Here is a 20,032-nt window from a genome sequence, read left to right as displayed (position 1 = left end):
TGTTGTGTTGATTGTAGAGCTTTTTAGAGGGGTCTATGAAGGTATTTGAAATAAAGGGGAGATTAGGTGTTCTTTTTGAAGTGAAAACAAGGCATAGGGCATAGCACATTGGAGACACTTTGCAATATACCCACTCAGTTTGGGATGGGCTTTAAAAGTGAGATTTTAAGGGATTGGATAGTATGGGGCTAGACAAATACACTAGGGGGTTTAGCGATTAGATGAACTTGGGGAGTAGAAGGGTTCTTTGGCTATATACTCTAAAAACGCTCAGAAATCGATTTTAAAGGCATTTAGGGGTGGAGATAGTTTTTTTTGGAGAGGTATGGTTTTTGGCTAAGTTGCGCTGTATGACCCATTTATGAGGCTAGAAAAGCTATGCAACAAACTGAGTAACATCGACAAATAATCACACCTACATCAATGATGAAATTTAAATGTTCTAGTTAATATTTACTAATCATAAGAAGAGGAAATCCGTCGTGAATATGCGATAGCCAGTATAACTCAGGTGAACTTGGCGAAAAGTATGGAGTTTCTCAAAAAACCATCAGCAATGTCGTTTACCGTGGTATTAGACGCAGTCATCAAAGTCCGATTTTTGTACAAACCAAATAAACGTGAGTGGAAACAATTGTACGGTGGTGATCGTCAATCAACCCAATGGAGAAAATTTTACCAAGGAAGAAAGGTCTATCGTCGAGGAAAAGGAGCAAGAGATTGTCATTATTGTTCCCGTGGTAATGATAACAAGTTATCTCGCCATTAAACTTCATTGCGCTCCATAGCACCCGCAGATTCCATCTTATTTCAGCCCGGAATTTTTGTCCTTTATGTTGTAAGTAAGCCTCCATGTCTTTTGCAATCATGTGTTCTCTCAGTGCTAAATCTTCTTGAGCTGATTGTTTACTTCTGTATCCTCGCCTACTTTTAAAACTACTTCTTTAGGTAAGAGGTAGTTAGGAGGAATGCTCCTATCGTTATGGTTAAGAGATTGCCTACTCCCCTCATCTCATTCTTGTTTCTTTTGTTGTTCTTGCCTACATTCTTCAAAAAGTGTTTTATTTGTTTCAGCTTGTTTTGTCTTAAATCAGCTAACTTATCGCGCCTTACGGTGCAAGCGAGTAAGCTTTTAACCATTTAATCGTTGGATGAAAAGCTGTCGTTGTGATACATAAACGCCAAAAAGACAAACAATCAGATGCATTATTCATTGTTGAGAGAGAAGACCTCTCAGCGAGCCGAACACATTACAAAAACAATAACAATAATGTAACTTTAAATATGATAATACTAATTAATTTATATTAAGGATTATTGCAGTAAAAAAGAGTACCATAAAATTTAGAAGAAGGAAGGAGGCTACAGTGTTGGAAGATTTCTACACAGGTTCATCTGAGATCAGTTTTGAAGCTTTGAAGCTAGAATTTTTCTATGGCGGAACGACAACTTGTTGTGCGACTGGAACTTGTGACCGCTAATGCAGGCTATAGAATCCAATCGTCTAAGATTTTATCGGGAACTTTTTCATAGTTGGTTCGATAAGGGGGAGGTGGATTCTGTGGCACTTTATGTTAAAGACTATCCTTCTTTGATATTCAGGGAGATGGAATTCTTCTTGATTCCAACGATTGCAAAGATAATCTTTGACGCTAAACAATCGGGGGGTCGTGATGTCTATGCAATGTATTTTTCAAACACAAAGCTTTTACATGAGAAGTTGGAGTCTTTCGGTATCTTAGGGAGACTCTGTGCTCATCTTAGGAATTTCGTTTTATGCACTCGGAGTACGCTACGGAGGACTTTGGATGCCCTGCTTCACGCCAATTTAATTACGTGTGCACGGGATGTCGTAAATGTTAGAGTAGGGCTGAGTGATTTGCACTCCCTAGGTTTTACATCCTCTTTGGCGACGACTAGAGATGGACAGAAATTTTTTGTAAAGCAATCCATTGCTGATCCAGCAAGGATATTTTATGATATGTGCGATCTGTTGGATGTCGATGTAAAAAAGAAAGAATATGTCGGTAATTACCATGACTTAAGCATTACACGGTTTTTACCCTATGAGCCGAATGTCAAAGATGCTAGAGTCTTCTATAGGCGTATGGCGACATTAATGGCATTAGCTACAGCCTTAAATCTTACAGATATCCATTTAGAAAATCTCTTGGTCCATGACCAGTACCCCGTGATCTTGGATTTTGAATCTTTATTCACTTTCAAAGAAAATCAAGATTTAAGCGATGTGGAGTCCACCTTGTTTGTAGAGCAAGTTTCTGCCGACTTTGATGGACCCATAGCAAAAAGTTTTATCTCTGCCTTACAGGGTGGTGCAGTTAGAAGCAAGAGCTTTTTACATCCTTTTGTCGTTGACGATGGTAGCGATAATTTTAGAGTTAGCTATAGAAAATTGAGTAACTATGAGTCTCACAATAGGATTATTAGCGGTCATAGAGTCGTGCAACCACATCATTACTTGAAAACAATCATCAGCTATTTTGTAAAAACTATGCAAGGTATTAGGAAAAATAAGCTGAAGATATTGAACCTATTTTCTAGTGTTTGTCTAGGTAGTCATAGATATCGCTATATCTTACGCCCCACCGCTTTTTATCATTTCTTGTTTGTAAGGAGTCACCAGCCTTCAGAGTATATGCATTTGGATGCGTATTGGGATAAAATCCGATCTAAGCTTGATGATGTGCAGGTTAGCCATTTTTGCAAATCTGCCAAACAAGAGATTATTGCCTATGAACTTGAGGCAATCAAAAATGGGCTTATACCTTTCTTTTATAGAGATAGCCATACTCTCAACTTATATACAATAGATTCCAAAGTGATATGTCATGCTTTCACGCAGACTTTAGAAACAAATTTGGTAGAAAAAATACATAGGATTTCCGATCGCTATATCCAGGAAAACGCTTTGATTATTACCAAAAGCCTAAATAAAACTGGAGAAATTGACCAAGTGGCGCGCAACGCAGGATGGATCGTCTAGTCCCCCTACGCACTTTTTCTGCACTTTGCACAAGCGCGCCTAGACTTATGGTCTATGCTTTGGGATTGGTCTTATTGACTGGCGCGTTTCCCTCTCTGAGTGTGGCTATTACTATTAAACTCGTTGATCTTGTCGCTTTGATGTTGCGACATAAAAATCTAGAATACAAACCTCTAATAGAGATTTTGTCTTTAGGGGCTCTGGTGTTGTTTGGATCACATGTGTGTGCCCAAGCCTTAGCCCACTTGCAAACCCTAATTGCCGAAAAGTTTTCTACCTGTATCTTGAGTAGGCTAGCTGATAAATTGGAAACGACTGCCGATCTAAGCTTCTTAGAAGATAAAGAACGCAGTGTGCAAATCAACACGCTTAAGAACGGTTTGCACATCAGACCACTTAACTATGTTAATAATCTATTTTTCAATTTACAACGTCTCATTAGTTTGCTCTCCCTCTTCATCGTGCTTGGTCTGATGAGTTGGTATTTGCCCTTTGTGATGCTTTTAGCAAGTGCCCCTAGTCTCTTGCTCTCTAATCATATCGCTAGAAAACACAGTCAAGAATTAGATTCTCTGCAAGATCAAAAAGAAGCCCTGCAAAGCTACTTACAACATGGCTTAGATAGCACTAAGAATAAAGACAATCTTTTATTTAATTTTATTGCTGCTTTCAAGAAAGACTTCACTTCTAAGAAAACGGAATATCTTAAATCTTTTACGCAAATCAACCAAAAACAATTGATCCATAGCCTGTTTTTAAATATCTTAGTGGCTTTGTTTAACGCGAGTCTCTTGTTTTTAATGATCATTGTTTTGTTAGCTAAGAGTGTAGGTGTAGGGGCTGTGGCTGGGTATGTCCAAGCCTTTAGCATGGCCAACCAACAATTAGAGGACTTGGTTCTCTTTGGGCGGTGGTTTTTTGTAATCAATACCTATTTCAAAAACTATTTCGCACTTTTAGATGCCCAAGATCAGGCAGAAAAAAAGCAGGTGTTAGAAGAAGCCATTACGCATATCCGCTTCAAAGAGGTGTGTTTTTCTTACCAAAATAAACAAGTCTTGCACAATATCAATTGTGCCTTTAGCGCGTCTAAAATTTATGCTATCGTGGGTAAGAACGCGAGTGGTAAAAGCACTTTAATTAAATTATTGATGGGCTTTTATGCGCCTAGCTCAGGGGAAATTATTATTAATCACCGCTATTTATTAAAAGATCTGAACCTCAAAAGTTACCGTCACCAACTTAGTGCTATTTTTCAAGATTTTTCTTTCTATACGGGCTATAGTCTTGAGAACAATATCTTTATGCAAACCCAGCCTAGTCCAGTCCAACTAGCTACTCAAGAACGCGCCCTAAATCTCCTAGAATCCACTAAAGAGCTTTTGGCACAATTTGGGAAAGATATTTTTGGTGTCCAATACAATGGACAGGATTTTTCAGGAGGGCAAAAGCAAAGCCTAGCCACTTTGAGAGCCTTTTTAAAAGAAAGTTCTTGCATTATTTTAGATGAGCCTTCAAGTGCTATCGACCCAATAGCCCAAAAAGATTTTTTAAATTTCATTTTTAAAATGCTGGATGACAAAATGGCAATCTTAATTACCCACCACATCATTAGCTCAAAAAATGTCCATGAGATTCTCGTCTTAGAGGGAGGGCATTTAGTTGAACGAGGGGATTTTAATACTCTATCAAACCAAAAGGGCTTATTTGCTAGGCTGTATAGAGAGAGTTTAAGGGATGGTAGCAAAACTTAATGTTTCTCAACAACAATGTTTTCTTTTTACGCTTGGGGCAGGTAGTTAGTGGTGCAGTGGTTTCTCTGCTCACCTTTAGTAGTACGTTAGCAGGCAAATAGCTTTTAGGACCAGTGTAATCACTCTCTAAGGATGCAACGGGGTGTTGATGTTAGAAAGCAAATGATATGTATAAGTAAAGTGTATTTACTCCCATTTCTCTCTAATGTCTAAAGCAATCCTTTACCCCCGCCCCCCTTGCCCTTTTTTGCCTGCTCTTTGATAGCTCTCTCATACAATTCCATCACAGCGTCTTTAAGGCGTGGAAAATCAAAAAGCAGAGAATCTGCCCAATTTACTAACCCCTGCACCATTTCAGGGTCTATTTCGGCTAGTTTTGCCACTTCGGGGTCTATCTTGGTTAGCTTTTGGGTTAGGACATACATTTCCCCCATTAGAGTCTGCAAAGCTTCTGTCTGCACATTATTAGACAAACGCGCGTTTTCTGACTGCAATTCTGCAATCTTTTCATCTTTATCCGCAATCTCTTTGTCTTTAGCCTCGTATTGCCCTTTTAAAGCCTCATATTCGGCTTGTAAGCCTTTGGGGGTATCTTCCCCCTTCTTTGTATCCTCTGTTGATTGTGGGGCGTTTTGAGCGGTTTCTAGCGCGTTTTCAAGCTCTTGTATTTTTCCCCTAAGACTTCCTATCGTTTTCTTATCCTGCTCACCCTGCAAGCTCAATGCGTTGTTTTGCCCCTTCAAAGTCTCGTTCTCACCCCTTAAAGCCCCATTCTGCTCGTTTAAGGTCTTATTTTCGTTTTGCAAGTTCTCAAGGGCGGTTTTATCCCTCTGCTCGTTCTCTTGGGATTTCTGCGCCTCCTGAAGGGCGTTAATGCTCTTTACAAGCTCCTCAATCCTCCCTCTAAGCTTTTCCCTAGCGGTTTCAAGCGTATAAGCCTCGCCCCCACCTGCAAGATCACAAAGCTCAACAAAAGACTCTTTTATGCCTTTTTCAAACTCCCGCTTATCCTTTCTCAAATCACTGATACTCGTTGCAAGACTAATCAAAGCTTCGTGAGCGTTTTGAGGCAAATCCTCGTTTGACATGCCCGCAAAAGTGCAAAGGTAACCCAAATCCTTTAGGCGTTTGGCTTCTACTTGCTCGGCTACCTGCTCAGGGCTCAAATAATCCTTATATTGATTCGTAGCGTTTTTAACAACAAACTCCACTACATAGGGGCTCAGATACTCCTTATACTTCTCTTTCACCCCTTTCAGCTCCTCACTGCGTTTCTCAGCCTCCTTCTCTAGCTCGGCAATGCGATTCCTCAAATCCTCAATACTCAAACCCTCATCTTTTAGAGCATTTAACGCCTTGTAGTCCTCCTGCGTATAGTGCGCTAGATCACCCAAAGCTTTCAGGTCTTTATTTTTGGCTATCCACCGCTTACGCGTTTCGCTTACCAATGATTTTGTTTCACCCACTAACGCCCTTGCAAACGCCGTTATCTCTTTACGCGTGAGCCTTCTGTTTCTTTCTAGGTGAAGGGAAGGTTTTCTCTCCTCTTTAGGCACTATGATGTCGGCAAGATCAAGCAGGGCGGTTACTACTTCCCCATACCCTTCTGCAAGCTCTTGGTTTTCCTGCCGAAGTCCCCTTTCATCCCTCTTTTGATACTCCTCATCTCTCAAAAGACTCTCCGCCTCCTCTTTAAAAAACCGCAAACAAAAATTCATTATTGCAAGGACATCATCATCATTCTCTGTCGCTTCTTTTAACCTATAGATACTCAACCCATACAAGCTACAAAAAGTAGAAAACCCAGAACCAAACCTTTCTCCCTCCCTAGCCCTCTCCTCAAGCTCATCAAGCAATCCAAGCACGCCATTTCTATACCGCTCAAGCGCACTCTTATACGACCACTTAGAATAAGGGGACACCTCCTTTGAAGACTCGCGCTCTTTCTTTACCTGCTCCATCAACCGCCCGTAAGCTCTAGGCTCAATGCGCTTTCTGCCCGTGCCCTTTACAAAGTTGCCATTCTCATCTATGTAGTCGCGCTTACGCTCCCCCCTATTCATCTTTAGAATCTCTGCGGTTTCTGTCTGTATATTCATAAGCGTAAATGCAGACACCGCCTTCATGCGATTCTTACCCGTGTGTTCATCAAGCGTTACAAACTCTAAATGCGCATGGTGATTGATATGCTCTACCCCCTCATCATCTACATGCCCCTCATCTCTATGGATGGCGATTTGATAACACTGAAACCCGTATTTGTCCTTAAAGTGCTTGGCTAACCGCTCTAGGTCTTGCATGGTGCTAGTGTCCTTGAGATTAACTACAGCACTCCACAGATAGTTCTTAGCCTGAAACTTTTGCCTGAAACGCTGATAATAAACCTCCATAGCATTCTGCACAAGGTTATCTCTTAGGGCTGAAGCCTCTTGTGCATTCCTATTGCACTCAATACCTAACCCTCCACTCTCTAGCACATAGCTAGGTGCAATACTGCGGTCATTGTGATTAACTTGGATATTTAACTTTGTGGGCTTGAAGTTGATTGAGGCAATATTGCCCATTGACTACCCCCTTTTGGTTGTGAGCTTTCTCTTTCTAGGTGAAAGGAAGGTTCTCTCTCTCTCTACTTATTATCCTCCGCTTGTTTATCCATGAGCATTTGGCTTGCCTGTTTTTGTTGCTCTTTGAGCTTTTCAATCTTAGCATTCGCTACCTCAAGGTTACGCTTTGCCTTATCACGCTCAGTTTTAGCTTTTACGATTTGTCTACTTAAGCGCGCTACTTTATCCCCCAACTCTCGGGTTGTCATTTCCTCTAATGGTTTCATGCTTTTGCCTTTTGGGGTCTGTGTTTGACTACGAGTCGGTTGTACCTGATTATGAGCTGTCTTATCGTTCACAACTTTACCCCCGTGTGGTTGCCCTGCACCCCTAGCCTGCATATTTACCCCCGGTTGAACACTTAAATCATCCATATTGTCCATACAAAGCCTTTTTAAAGAATATCGCTACAATTATACCATACTAAAAAGCCCCGCAGGGCAAATTACACCAATGAGTTTACGAATGTCCCCTTTAGGGGGGTGTAATTTGCAAATTACTACCCCTAAAGGGGGCGCGCGCAAGTTTGCTTAGTAATTTGCCCCTCAAACGCCGGGGGGCTTAAAATCCTAGTATAAGGCAATCATCTTAAAAGTCAAGTTTATATTATCTTGGGGTCTTGGGGTGTGGGATTGTGTTGTTTAATTTGATTGTTATCTACCATTAAATGATGTGGGGAACTTTAAAAGATTTTTTTAGATGTGTGGCGATTGTTGGTTTACAACACTCTCACTCCTCATACTTCTTAAACCAATTTTCAAAGTGTTTTGCACTCTTAAAACTAAAAGGTTCTAAAGCTTTGCGGGGTTTGTCTATGTCTTTAATTTCTACTTGAATTTGTCCATCCTCTAATGTAGAGATGTTTTTGATTTTGAGAGAAGAAGGAATGCCATTAGTGTTCATATAGAGATTTCTACCAATGTATTCTGTTAAATCATTGCTAGAGTTTAGATCTTGAGCTTGTTTAGGTTTTTGTACTTTCTTTGGTTTTATCAAGCCCTGCAAAGTTTTAAAGCCATTGTGTTCTTGCAACTCTAGTGTTGGTTGTGATGATTGTTGTAATGTGTAGTCTGTTTGTATTTCTAGTTTTTGATAACCTGATTGGGCTATTTGCTCTAATAAAACTTCTTTGTTGGGTGCAGGGGCACATCTCTCTTTAAACACTTGACCATCTTGGTAATATTTGACTAAAAACTCATAACCTTCTGGAGTGGGTTGCACACTATCAATAGCAAGAATGATCTCAGGCTGTTCAGGTTTATAAAAACACAGACCTAAGACTTTCATAGCTTCGTCATGCTTGTGTTTCTGCTTCATTTGTTTTTGAAGTTGCTTGATAGTTTTTTCACTGCGGATATGCCATGCAATGGTTCTTAGATCGTGTTCAGCTTGTTCTCTGTCTTTGCTAGTCTTTGTAACGGGCTGGAAGTAGAATTGAATGTGAGTGATACGATTGCCCATGCCTTTGGTTTTTAACTTTTTGTAGCAAAGATTTTCAAAGTGAGGGAGTTTGCTGAGTTCTTTGAGGGCGGGTTTGAGGATGTCGCGCTCAATTACTTCAATTAGCTTAATATTGCTAGAGATTCCCATCAATTCCCTAAACTCACTCCACTCTTTCTTTGGAGGCACTCCCGTGCTTCTCCATTGCTTAAGAAGGCGATATAGGGTCTTAGCGTATTTGCTACGAATATTCTGAAACTCTAGCAATTCAAAAGAAGTGAAGTTAGCGTTTAAAAAATTGAGCAAATAACCAAAGTAGGGCATATTCACTTGGATTTCTATGCTCTTGATTTGAGTTTTTTTGGTGTCGTGATAGTTGATGGCAAAAGTCTTAAAGAGCATGTAGCTTTCATCTCTCTTGGGTAGGAGCATCCAAAAGTTAGCTAGTCTGATGTTTTTCCAAAGTCTTTTAACAACACCGCTTAATTCATTCTTACTGATTTTAACCGCATGCACCATTGTTTTGATCTCATCACAATCAAACACCAAGAGCTCATCTTGTTTGTCTTTGAGCTTGTTGAAGATTGCAAAGAGCAAGTTTGTTTCTAATGTACCTAGTTTGCCTAGAGAGACAGAATTGACATCGTTATGAAAAGTAACATACTTTTCAGAGATGGTATGGGGGATTGTGGGTTGGGGTTGGGTGATGACTTGGGTTTCTAGGGGTTGTTGCTCAGCGTTGGTTGTATTGGATTCTATAGTTGCCGGTTGCCGGTTTGGTGTATTTTGTGTGGCTGTGTCTATGACTTTGAGTTGGTTTGGAGTTGCAATTTGAGAAGTGGGCGTTGTTGAAACTTGCTTAGTTAGTTCTAATAGTTTTTTTAGGCAATCTGCTTGTTTTTGTTCTAAAGCATTTTTAAATACAGCGTCTGTTTCGACACTGATTAGGGCTTGTAGATCGTTGAGCTGTCGCATTAAAATTTGCGCACAGGCTTATGATAAGAAGCAATATAAAAAAGCTGTGGATCTTTTCCAAAAAGCTGCGATGATGGGCAATTCTAAGGCGTATGCGTATCTAGAAGGGGTAAAACAACTTAGCTTAAATACGGCTAAGGACAGATTTGATGTAGGAGATTCGAACGCGCAAGGGGGCAAAGTCGGGGTAGCTCAAGCTTATTATAACTTTGGGCTTCTCTACTACAATGGCCAAGGCGTGTACAAAAACTACGCCAAGGCTTTCCAGTATTTTCAAGCAGCTGGATGGAATGGTAGTGCCCAAGGGTATACCCGTTTGGGTGATATGTATTACAATGGTCAAGGTGTGCGTCAGGATTACCAACAGGCTCTGAAATATTACAACAAAGCAGGAGCAATGGGGGATGGGGTAGCCTACAGAACTTTGGGTGATATGTATTACAATGGTCAAGGTGTGTCCAAGGATGAAGAGCAAGCTGTTTCCTATTACACCAAAGCAGCTAAAGAGGGCGATGTCGCCAGTTACTATAATTTAGGACACATGTACCAAAAAGGTCAGGGTGTGCCTAAGGATTACATGGAGGCTTTAAGATTTTACAAAAAAGCAAGCGAGATGGGTAATTCTAAAGGGTACACTCGCTTAGGCGACCTTTATTACAATGGTCAAGGTGTGCCTAAAGATTATGCCAAAGCTTTTGATAATTACCAAAAAGCCGCAGAGAAAGGAAGTGCTGAGGCTTATAACAAATTGGGGTTGATGTATTATGAGGGCAAGGGAGTTCCGAGGGATTATAAAAAAGCTTTAGGTTATTACCAAAAAGCGGGAGAAATGGGGGATTTTCGGGGATATATTCGCTTAGGCGACCTTTATTACAATGGTCAAGGTGTGCCTAAAGATTATGCCAAAGCTTTTGATAATTACCAAAAAGCCGCAGAGAAAGGAAGTGCTGAGGCTTATAACAAATTGGGGTTGATGTATTATGAGGGCAAGGGAGTACAACAAGATTACCCGCAAGCTTTAGAATATTATACAAAAGCTACCAAGATGGGGAATGCCAATAGCTATGCAAGTTTGGGAACCTTTTACTATGATGGTCAGGGTGCCCCTAGAAATTACAAAAAAGCCCTAGAGTATTACCAAAAAGCTGGAGAAATGGGTAGTGCTAAAGGGTACACTCGCTTAGGCGACCTCTACTACAATGGCCAAGGTGTGCCTCAGAATTACCAACAGGCTCTGAAATATTACAACAAAGCAGGAGCAATGGGGGATGGGGTGGCCTACAGAACTTTGGGCGATATGTATTACAATGGCCAAGGTGTGCCTCAAGATTATGCAAAGGCCATCGACTATTATAAAAAAGCGGCTGAAAATGGAGATAGCGTAGCTTATAGAATTTTGGGAGACATGTACGCAGATGGTGCCAAGCAAGCTCAGGTGAGTCATGTTGAGGCGAATATCGCGCCAAGTGCTCAAGAAGTTGTAGAAAATACCAAGCCTAACCCCGTAGAAAAGATTGGAGAGGCGCAAGTAGATCATGGCATGGATACAAAACAGCATGATAAGCAACAGGAAGACCATGTTGTGCAACAGGATCAAACCTCTCCAAAAAATAAGAATCTAGAAAATTTAGAAAAAATGGAAAAAATAGAAAAGGAGAATGCGCAACAATATTACAGTCTAGGCGTGATGTATCGCAATGGTCAGGGTGTGCCTAGAGATTACAAAAAAGCCTTTACCTATTACCAAAAAGCGGGGGAAATGGGGGATGCTAGGGCTTACAACAATATAGGGACAATGTATTACAATGGTCAAGGTGTGCCTCAAGATTATGCAAAAGCCATCGACTATTATAAAAAAGCGGCTGAAGAGGGGAGTGCTGTGAGCTATTACAGTCTAGGCGTGATGTATCGCAATGGTCAGGGTGTGCCTAGAGATTACAAAAAAGCCTTTACCTATTACCAAAAAGCGGGGGAAATGGGGGATGCTAGGGCTTACCGCGTCCTAGGCGATATGTATATTAGCGGAGGTTCACCTGTGGAGGGAGGTTTGCCTAAAGATGATGGGAAGGCTGCCAAATACTATCAAAAAGCGGGGGAAATGGGAGAATCGAGTGCTTATGCCATGTTAGGGGATATGTATCAAGATGGTCAGGGTGTGCCAAAAGACCTCGGCAAAGCCAAAGAATACTATAAAAAAGCCTGCGACATGGGCTATAAAGACACTTGCTTCTCTAGTTCTAAACTTTAGATTTTCTCTAGTGAGCGCTTGCGCTCGCAAATTATTCTCATCTACGGCCCTAAAAACTTCTCGTACACAAATAGGCAATCTCTAGGGGTTGTCTCTTCATTCTCTATTTAAAGTCTAAGCTAAAACTAAGCACCAAAGAATCATTTTCTGCCATGATCTGCCATACTATCCCCGTTGAAATATTCCAAAAAGCGGCGGATAAGGGGAGTGTGCGGGCATATAATAGCTTGGCTTTCATGTCAAAAATGGCCAAGGTGTGCCTCAGGACTACCAACAGGCGTTGAAATATTACCAAAAAGCGGCGGATAAGGGGAGTGTGCGGGCATATAATAGCTTGGCTTTCATGTACAAAAATGGCAAGGTGTGCCTCAGGACTACCAACAGGCGTTGAAATATTACCAAAAAGCGGCGGATAAGGGGAGTGTGCGGGCATATAATAGCTTGGCTTTCATGTACAAAAATGGCCAAGGTGTGCCTCAGGACTACCAACAGGCGTTGAAATATTACCAAAAAGCCGGGGAAATGGGGGATGGGGGATCGTATAGGATTTTGGGGGATATGTATTACAACGGGCAAGGTGTGCCTCAGGACTACCAACAGGCGTTGAAATATTACCAAAAAGCCGGGGAAATGGGGGATGGGGGATCGTATAGGATTTTGGGGGATATGTATTACAACGGGCAAGGTGTGCGCAGGGATTATGTCCGGGTTGTCAGCTACTACCAAAAAGCCGGGGAGATGGGGGATACCAAGGCTTACAACATTCTAGGAGACATGTACAAAAATGGGCAAGGTGTGCCTCAGAATTATCCAAAAGCCTTTGACTATTACCAAAAAGCCGGGGAGATGGGGGATGGGGGATCGTATAGGATTTTGGGGGATATGTATTACAACGGGCAAGGCATGCAGAAGAACTACCAGGGAGCGGTGGCCTATTACCAGAAAGCTGGGGAAATGGGGAATCCCTATGGGTATGTTCTCTTAGCAGACATGTATTACGGAGGGCATGGGGTAGAGCAAGATTATGCTAAAGCCTTTGATTACTACCAAAAAGCCGGCAGTTGGGGGCATGGAGTGGCTTTTTACCACCTAGGTAACTTATACCAAAACGGGCAAGGTGTCCAAAAAAGCCCTGTATTGGCATTAAAATATTTCCAAAAAGCTTGCGATGTTGGCTTTAAAAAGGCTTGCGCTATCGAGGGCGTAAAAGATTCAAGTGTCCAACAAGAAAGCAAACAAGCACTACAGGCAAAGGCTGATAGAGAAAGAGTGATAGTCGTTTCCAAAAAAACCGATGCTTTGGCGACAAAAATTGAGGATATTGGCAAAGAAATAGATGCCCTGACAGAAAAAATTGAGGATGTGGCCAAGAAAATGGACGCATACGCAACTCAAAAAGATCAGGAGACCAAAGCTGGCAATAACTCCGAGCAAACCATAAAGCAGTCTGATACAACCCAATTGTCTACACCATCCGGTAAAGACACAAGTCTTCCTGCTGAAGCTAAGGAAGCTAAGGAAGCTAAGGAAGCTAAGGAAGCTAAGGAAGCTAAGGAACAACCTGAGCCACAGGCAACACAAAAGCATGAGATTGTCATCCAACCTGTTAACATTGATCGCAATCAATCTGAGGCCACTCAACCTGTAGCTACCCCCGCCAAATTGGAATTGCCACGCGCTGGAGCTGTGGATACAACCCAACCTCAGTTAGAAACCCCACCCACTCCAGTTCCTGCTAAAAAAACAGCAGAGACTCCTGCGCAACCACAAGCGCACACACCCGTATTAAAATTACGGCCTATGAGCAACACTTTACAATAGGTCTCCATAGGTTTTCTTCTAGGCACGCTATCCAAGTCTAAAGCTACAAATAAGGAGAGGGGTTAGATCAACTCTCTCCTCTTTTCTTACCTTAAAAAATTTTACATGTTTTAATACTAAAAGGTGTTTCACAACAAAATTTCTTTTTGAAAAAGAAATTGTGATAGCTTACTGGTATTTTTAGTAGGGAAATAGGCTATAATAGGGGTTAGATTTTGAGAATAGGGAAGCAAATGGCAGTAGTGGGTTTGAATCGTATCTCTAGGGTTGCGTTAGTAGCGTGTGTTTTGTGTTCTGCAGGGTTGTTGCAGGCAAAGGACAAGAAAGCAGAACAGCTAAAGCAACAAAGCAAACAGGAGCTCCAAGCTAAGCAGTATTTTGATGCGGGCGCACAGGCTTATGATAAGAAGCAATATAAAAAAGCTGTGGATCTTTTCCAAAAAGCTGCGATGATGGGCAATTCTAAGGCGTATGCGTACTTGAGCAAGATGGAAAGTCAAGGGCAGGGAGTGCCTAAGAATTGGAAAGAAAAAATTGAAGATTATTACAAAAAGACAGGACAAAAGGGGAATAACGCTTCTTATGAAAAGCTAGGAGATATGTATGCAGAAGGCAAGGGTGTCCCTAGAGATTATAAGAAAGCCATCGATTATTACCAAAAGGCCGCAGAGCAAGGAAGTGCTGAAGCCTATAATAAATTAGGAATGATGTATTTTGAGGGAAGGGGTATGCCTAGAAACTACACCAAGGCTTTTGATTATTACCAAAAGGCCGCAGGAATGGGTGATGCTAAGGCATACAACAATCTAGGGCTTATGTATTACAATGGTAAGGGCGTGCGTCAGGATTACCAACAGGCTTTGGAATACTATAAAAAGCCGGTAAGATGGGGAGTGCTGATGGGTATGCCCATTTAGGCGACCTTTATTACAATGGCAAAGGTGTTTCTAGGGATTACACTAAAGCCTTTGAGTATTATAAAAAAGCAGGGGAGATGGGGAGTGCTTTGAGCTACTATAAATTGGGGGCAATGTATTATAGTGGTCGAGGAATGCAACAAGATTATCAAGAGGCTGTGGATTACTACAAAAAAGCAGGACAGATGGAAAGTCCTGATGGTTATGTCCACTTAGGGGATATTTATTATAGTGGCAAAGGCGTTCCTAAAGATTATACGCAGGCTCTTAGCTACTATAAGAAAGCCGGTGAAATGGGGGATGGTGTGGCTTATGAGAGACTTGGAGATATTTATGTAGAAGGCCAAAGCGTTCCTAGAGACTACGCTAAGGCGATGGATTATTATACAAAAGCAGCTCAAAATGGGGATGTTGATGGCTATTACAAAGTAGGTTCTCTCTACTACAATGGCCAAGGTGTGCCTCAAGATTATGCAAAAGCCATCGACTATTATAAAAAAGCGGCTGAAGAGGGGAGTGCTGTGAGCTACTACAGTTTAGGTGTGATGTATCGCAATGGTCAAGGCGTGCCCATCGATTTCCAAAAAGCCTTTGGTTATTACAAACAAGCGGCCAAAATGGGGAGTGCTAAAGCTTATGTTGGTTTAGGAGATCTTTACAGTGTAGAGGGAGGCGCGCCTGGAGGTGTGCCCAGAGATTATAAAAAAGCTGTAGAATACTATCTTAAAGCAGGGGCGATGGGAGATGGCGTGGCTTACCGCATCCTAGGCGATATGTATATTAGCGGAGGTTCACCTGTGGAGGGAGGTTTACCCAAAGATGATCGAAAAGCCGCAGAATACTATCAAAAAGCGGGGGAAATGGGAGAATCGAGCGCTTATGCCATGTTAGGGGATATGTATCAAGATGGTCAGGGTGTGCCCAGAGACCTTGATAGGGCCAAAGAATACTACAAAAAAGCCTGCGACATGGGCTACCAAGACACCTGCTCTCCAAGTTCTGAGTTTTAGATTTTCTCCGCTGAGCGCATCTTGCGCTCACAAATTATTCTCATCTACGGTCCTAAAAGCTTCCCATACACAAATAGGCAATCTCTAGGGGTTGCCTCTTCATCCTCTATTTAAAGTCTAAGCTTTTCTTTCTCTTCATTGCTTGCCATTTAAACTCCGCTGTCAATTTGGATAATGGGGGTAGAAGTTAGAAAAGCAGAGCTTTTAATTAAACAATGTATTTAATACTATTTAAAACATTAAACAATGTATTTAATACTATTTAAAACATTAAACAATGTATTTAATACTATTTAAAACATTAAACAATGTATTTAATACTATTTAAAACATTAAACAATGTATTTAATACTATTTAAAACATTAAACAATGTATTTAATACTATTTAAAACATTAAACAATGTATTTAATACTATTTAAAACATTAAACAATGTATTTAATACTATTTAAAACATTAAACAATGTATTTAATACTATTTAAAACATTAAACAATGTATTTAATACTATTTAAAACATTAAACAATGTATTTAATACTATTTAAAACATTAAACAATGTATTTAATACTATTTAAAACATTAAACAATGTATTTAATACTATTTAAAACATTAAACAATGTATTTAATACTATTTAAAACATTAAACAATGTATTTAATACTATTTAAAACATTAAACAATGTATTTAATACTATTTAAAACATTAAACAATGTATTTAATTGAAAGATGTTAAGCTTTTAGCGCAAACTCTAATGATTAGGAGATACATTTGATTTTTTCCACAATTAACAAAAAAGGTGGGGTGGGCAAGACAGCTTTTAGCTTTTCTATTGCCAAAGATTTGAAGCTATTTTTACAAAGCAATGACAACTCCATTATCGAAAGCCTCTATCCAAACAAGACCAAGATCAGCGCGCACCCGTCTTTATTGCAAGATTGCGTTTATGACTTTGGAGGATTTATAGAAAGAGGCGTGTTGGATATCGCGCGCAATAGTGATGCGATTCTCATCCCATGCACACCTCTATATAACGCTGTTTTGAGGACTATTGAGAGCATTCAGGAATTACAAGGCATCGCTGTGCCCCTGATTGTGCTCATTACAGATTTTCAATCCCAAAAGGAAAAAGAGCAAGTTGTGTCGACCCTGCAATCCAATTTTACAGATCTGCATTTCTTTTTCTTTAAACATTCTAGGATTTTAGAAAACTCTATGCGCACAGGTTTGAGCTTTAAAGAATTGGCCATGCAAACCCCTCTTGCTAAACTTCAGTATAAAACTTTCATTGATGAATACCAATGCCTATTAGAAACCCTACAATCCAAAGGAAAACAACATGGATAAAAAGATTCCCAACTCCATTCAAGAGGCTTTAAATAATAAGGCTATCCAAGAAAACACTTTTGCTAAAAAAGACAAAGCCAAGCCGGGCAGAAAATCCATCCCTGAACATTTAAAACAAAAATTTGTGGTTTCTTTCTACTTATCTAAGGAAGAATACACGATCCTAGAAAACCTAGCAAATCAAGAAGCAGACAGCGTAGGATTTTTTATCAAACGCTATGTGTTAAAAAATCTGGTGCATGGGAAGGGTTAGATGGGGGCTTTACGCCCAATCATGTTTTAACGCATTGATAAAGGCGAACCTAAAGTTTTTAAAAGAGATGCGTATTTTTGCTTATTATCAGCAAACCCAGCCTGTGTCTCCAATACATTTACCTTTAAGACACCTTTAAGACTATAATAGGGAAAAAGAACGCGGGGTAGGTCGTTTTATACACACTCAATGTAAAAACAGCGCACATGGAAATACCAAACCTAAGGCACGTTTAAAAAAAACAGATTGAGTAGTGAGTTGCGCCCTACAACCAGCATACAGAATACCATAGGAGGTTTCCCATGTTGCATACAAAGAGTCATATTCAAAGAGATAATGAAAAGTTTGTCTTCAAGGCAGACAATTCCTCTACACCTATTTTTGGTAGCGCTGAGAGCGATGTCCTATTGCCCCGCGATAAGATTGGTAAAAATATGATGGATCCGCGCATCGCCTATCAATTAGTTTCTGATGAGATGATGCACGATGGTAACCCGCGCTACAATCTTTGCACCTTTGTGCAAACCTACATGGAAGAGGAAGCTAGAAAAATCATGCTCGATTCTATGGCGACTAATGCCATTGATAAATCCGAGTATCCTCAAACTACAGAGATTGAAAAACGCTGTGTGAATATCATTGCCAATCTTTGGAATGCTAACCATGCAGAGGATTTTATGGGGACTTCCACTGTGGGCTCTTCAGAAGCGTGTATGTTGGGCGGGATGGCGATGAAATTTCGTTGGAGAAAACGCGCGCAGGCTCTAGGAATTGACATCAGCAAACAAAAACCTAATCTCATTGTCAGCTCTGGCTATCAAGTAGTTTGGGAAAAATTCTGTGTCTATTGGGATGTTGAATTGCGCGAAGTGCCTATGAGTGATTTTAACAACCTCACCTTAGACCCTAAAGAAGCGATTAAACTCTGCGATGATTACACCATAGGCATTGTGCCCATTATGGGGATCACTTACACGGGCGGATTTGACGACATCGTAACTTTAGACAGACTTCTTAGTGAATACAACCAAAAAGCTAAAATCAGCGTGTCCATCCATGTCGATGCCGCTTCGGGTGGGTTGTATCTCCCCTTTATCAATCCGGATTTAACTTGGGATTTTCGCTTAAAAAATGTCGTTTCGATCTCCACCTCTGGGCATAAATATGGGCTCATTTATCCGGGAATTGGCTGGGTGATGTGGCGGGATAAACAATTTTTACCCGATGAGCTGATCTTTAAAGTGGCGTATTTGGGAGATTTTGAGCCTACTTTTCAAATCAATTTCTCTCGCTCAGGTTCGCAGATTTGGGCACAATACTATTGCTTTGTGCGCTGGGGCTTTGAGGGGTATAAAGCTGTGCATGCAAAAACCCGCGATGTGGGACTCTTCTTAGCAAGGGGCATTAAATCCTTAGGGCTTTTTGACATGATTAATGAGGGGCAGAATATTCCCATCATCTGCTGGACCATGAACACTAAAGCGCAAAAGGAAAAGCAATGGAATCTTTACGATTTAGCCGATCGTCTGCGCTTTAATGGTTGGCAGGTCCCTGCTTATCCTCTTCCTGCCAATTTCCAAAATGTCTCTGTGATGCGCATTGTGGTTCGAGCCGATCAGAGCATGGAGCAAATGTCGCTCTTTTTAAAAGATTTGAAACAAGCCATCAGAGAGCTAGATACAGCAAACCTAGTGAGCCATAAGCACCCATCAGAAAGTGATGATGTCGTCCCGGTAGGCTATACGCATTAATTCTCAGCTATTCAAGATGCTAAAACTACGCCCACAAAGTCTTTGCTCCACATTTAAAGTTTCCAGACACACCATCTCCAATCTAGCACCCCATCTTACTTTTTACTTAATCCATAAACCCCTCTGATGAGATCGCACATTGCTTTTTTCAAAAATTTAGACCCAACTTTAGACACGAGAGAAGATGCCGATTAGTGGTCTTTAAAAAATTTAAAAAAATTAATAAGGGGTTTTTATGGCTTTCAAGATTCAAGCAAAAAGTTTGGCATTTTTAACGCTAATGGCAATGGGCACTCCTCAGATTGCTCAAGCAGATGAAAAGAGTGGTCTTTTTATAGGTCTTGGTTACCAACAAGGTAAAGGTGGGGGAGGAGAATACAAGAAAGCTTTGTCAAGCGGGTTTCCTCTCTATGGTTTGGACGCGCAGGTGGGGGGTATTGGGTTTGTGAATAAATGGTTTGGCGGACAGGTATATGGTTTCTTTGATTGGAACAATAGCGGTTTCTTTGATAATTGGCGCATTTGGGAGCAGTTTGGGAAATCTGGCGGAGGCAAATGGGATGTTTACACCTACGGCGGGGCTGCGGATATGATTGTAAATCTTATTGCAACCGATACTCTTGCTCTTGGTTTAGTGGGAGGTGTCCAACTAGCAGGCAACACCTGGAGCTACAATAACTTTTCTCATAGCGGTTTTCAGTTTCTCTTTAATGCGGGTGGACGCGTCCGTTTGACAGAACATGTGGCCTTTCAAGCAGGGATTAAATTCCCCATGATTCCTCAAAAGATCACCGCAAAAATAAAGGATATCAGACGCTATGTTTGGTATGTCAATTTGAACTATATTTTCTAAACAGGTAAATTGACACAGCTTACACACTTATGAACTGAGAGCGCAGATGATAAGAG

Annotated in this window: 13 protein-coding genes and 1 pseudogene; 11 read left to right on the top strand and 3 right to left on the bottom strand. The window is 40.8% G+C overall.

Translation table 11 applies throughout. The features are described from left to right. The first annotated feature begins 1,804 nt into the window (after positions 1-1,804). Positions 1,805-3,004 (top strand): DUF4135 domain-containing protein, encoded by a 1,200-nt coding sequence (locus HFELIS_RS08045; RefSeq protein ID WP_231844169.1) that lies wholly within the window; start codon positions 1,805-1,807, stop codon positions 3,002-3,004. Continuing rightward, positions 2,992-4,758 carry an ATP-binding cassette domain-containing protein gene (locus tag HFELIS_RS08040; protein WP_013470063.1) on the top strand — a complete coding sequence of 589 codons (1,767 nt, stop codon included), beginning with the start codon at positions 2,992-2,994 and terminating at the stop codon, positions 4,756-4,758. Before HFELIS_RS08045 ends, HFELIS_RS08040 begins: the two co-directional genes overlap by 13 nt. A gap of 209 nt (positions 4,759-4,967) precedes the next feature. On the opposite strand, the gene HFELIS_RS09250 is transcribed toward HFELIS_RS08040, so the two are convergent. The 3 genes from HFELIS_RS09250 to HFELIS_RS08025 all read right to left on the bottom strand — a co-directional run bounded on the left by HFELIS_RS09250 (position 4,968) and on the right by HFELIS_RS08025 (position 9,776). After that, complete coding sequence (locus HFELIS_RS09250) at positions 4,968-7,322, bottom strand: coiled-coil domain-containing protein (RefSeq protein ID WP_013470061.1); 2,355 nt, start codon at positions 7,320-7,322, stop codon at positions 4,968-4,970. A 62-nt stretch (positions 7,323-7,384) separates the two neighbouring features. Beyond that, a complete protein-coding gene (locus tag HFELIS_RS08030; protein ID WP_013470060.1) occupies positions 7,385-7,744 on the bottom strand; it encodes a hypothetical protein in 360 nt (119 codons plus the stop codon). Between the two features lie 346 nt (positions 7,745-8,090). After that, positions 8,091-9,776 (bottom strand): replication initiation protein, encoded by a 1,686-nt coding sequence (locus HFELIS_RS08025; protein WP_013470059.1) that lies wholly within the window; start codon positions 9,774-9,776, stop codon positions 8,091-8,093. Here HFELIS_RS08025 and HFELIS_RS08020 point away from each other — a divergent pair. The 9 genes and pseudogenes from HFELIS_RS08020 to HFELIS_RS07985 all read left to right on the top strand — a co-directional run bounded on the left by HFELIS_RS08020 (position 9,763) and on the right by HFELIS_RS07985 (position 19,976). Further along, positions 9,763-12,024 carry a tetratricopeptide repeat protein gene (locus HFELIS_RS08020; RefSeq protein WP_158305102.1) on the top strand — a complete coding sequence of 754 codons (2,262 nt, stop codon included), beginning with the start codon at positions 9,763-9,765 and terminating at the stop codon, positions 12,022-12,024. The genes HFELIS_RS08025 and HFELIS_RS08020 overlap by 14 nt on opposite strands. 241 nt (positions 12,025-12,265) lie before the next feature. Beyond that, positions 12,266-12,415 (top strand): annotated as a pseudogene (locus HFELIS_RS09615) (hypothetical protein); the annotation flags it as partial. Continuing rightward, positions 12,388-13,845: a tetratricopeptide repeat protein gene (locus tag HFELIS_RS08625; protein ID WP_013470057.1), complete on the top strand. Its 1,458-nt coding sequence runs from the start codon at positions 12,388-12,390 to the stop codon at positions 13,843-13,845. The pseudogene HFELIS_RS09615 and the gene HFELIS_RS08625, both read left to right, overlap by 28 nt. Positions 13,846-14,078: 233 nt before the next feature. Continuing rightward, the gene (locus HFELIS_RS08010; protein WP_013470056.1) at positions 14,079-14,762 is read left to right on the top strand and encodes a tetratricopeptide repeat protein; all 684 of its coding nucleotides are present in this window, start codon (positions 14,079-14,081) and stop codon (positions 14,760-14,762) included. Then, positions 14,732-15,772, top strand: coding sequence for a tetratricopeptide repeat protein (locus tag HFELIS_RS08005; RefSeq protein ID WP_013470055.1), 1,041 nt, complete (start codon positions 14,732-14,734; stop codon positions 15,770-15,772). The genes HFELIS_RS08010 and HFELIS_RS08005 overlap by 31 nt, the downstream gene beginning before the upstream one ends. Positions 15,773-16,543: 771 nt before the next feature. Next, positions 16,544-17,119, top strand: a complete 576-nt coding sequence (locus HFELIS_RS08000; protein WP_013470054.1) for a hypothetical protein — start codon at positions 16,544-16,546, stop codon at positions 17,117-17,119. Further along, complete coding sequence (locus HFELIS_RS07995) at positions 17,112-17,372, top strand: ribbon-helix-helix domain-containing protein (protein ID WP_013470053.1); 261 nt, start codon at positions 17,112-17,114, stop codon at positions 17,370-17,372. Before HFELIS_RS08000 ends, HFELIS_RS07995 begins: the two co-directional genes overlap by 8 nt. Positions 17,373-17,674: 302 nt before the next feature. Beyond that, entirely contained in the window at positions 17,675-19,123 is a 1,449-nt protein-coding gene (locus tag HFELIS_RS07990; RefSeq protein ID WP_013470052.1) for a glutamate decarboxylase, read from the top strand. A 235-nt stretch (positions 19,124-19,358) separates the two neighbouring features. Then, positions 19,359-19,976, top strand: coding sequence for an outer membrane beta-barrel protein (locus HFELIS_RS07985; RefSeq protein ID WP_013470051.1), 618 nt, complete (start codon positions 19,359-19,361; stop codon positions 19,974-19,976). The last annotated feature ends 56 nt before the right edge of the window (positions 19,977-20,032 follow it).

The organism is Helicobacter felis ATCC 49179, from assembly GCF_000200595.1.
GTDB classification, from domain to species: Bacteria; Campylobacterota; Campylobacteria; order Campylobacterales; family Helicobacteraceae; genus Helicobacter; species Helicobacter felis.
The sequence above is the reverse complement of the archived record's forward strand: the minus strand, read 5'-3'. Positions and strand labels throughout refer to the sequence as shown.

What these genes read in the sequence shown, in the direction of transcription:
- HFELIS_RS08040 (WP_013470063.1), top strand. Translation starts at nt 2,992, where the DNA reads ATGGATCGTCTAGTCCCCCTACGCACTTTTTCTGCACTTTGCACAAGC.
- HFELIS_RS09250 (WP_013470061.1), bottom strand. Translation starts at nt 7,322, where the DNA reads ATGGGCAATATTGCCTCAATCAACTTCAAGCCCACAAAGTTAAATATC.
- HFELIS_RS08030 (WP_013470060.1), bottom strand. Translation starts at nt 7,744, where the DNA reads ATGGACAATATGGATGATTTAAGTGTTCAACCGGGGGTAAATATGCAG.
- HFELIS_RS08025 (WP_013470059.1), bottom strand. Translation starts at nt 9,776, where the DNA reads ATGCGACAGCTCAACGATCTACAAGCCCTAATCAGTGTCGAAACAGAC.
- HFELIS_RS08010 (WP_013470056.1), top strand. Translation starts at nt 14,079, where the DNA reads ATGGCAGTAGTGGGTTTGAATCGTATCTCTAGGGTTGCGTTAGTAGCG.
- HFELIS_RS08005 (WP_013470055.1), top strand. Translation starts at nt 14,732, where the DNA reads ATGGGGAGTGCTGATGGGTATGCCCATTTAGGCGACCTTTATTACAAT.
- HFELIS_RS07995 (WP_013470053.1), top strand. Translation starts at nt 17,112, where the DNA reads ATGGATAAAAAGATTCCCAACTCCATTCAAGAGGCTTTAAATAATAAG.
- HFELIS_RS07990 (WP_013470052.1), top strand. Translation starts at nt 17,675, where the DNA reads ATGTTGCATACAAAGAGTCATATTCAAAGAGATAATGAAAAGTTTGTC.
- HFELIS_RS07985 (WP_013470051.1), top strand. Translation starts at nt 19,359, where the DNA reads ATGGCTTTCAAGATTCAAGCAAAAAGTTTGGCATTTTTAACGCTAATG.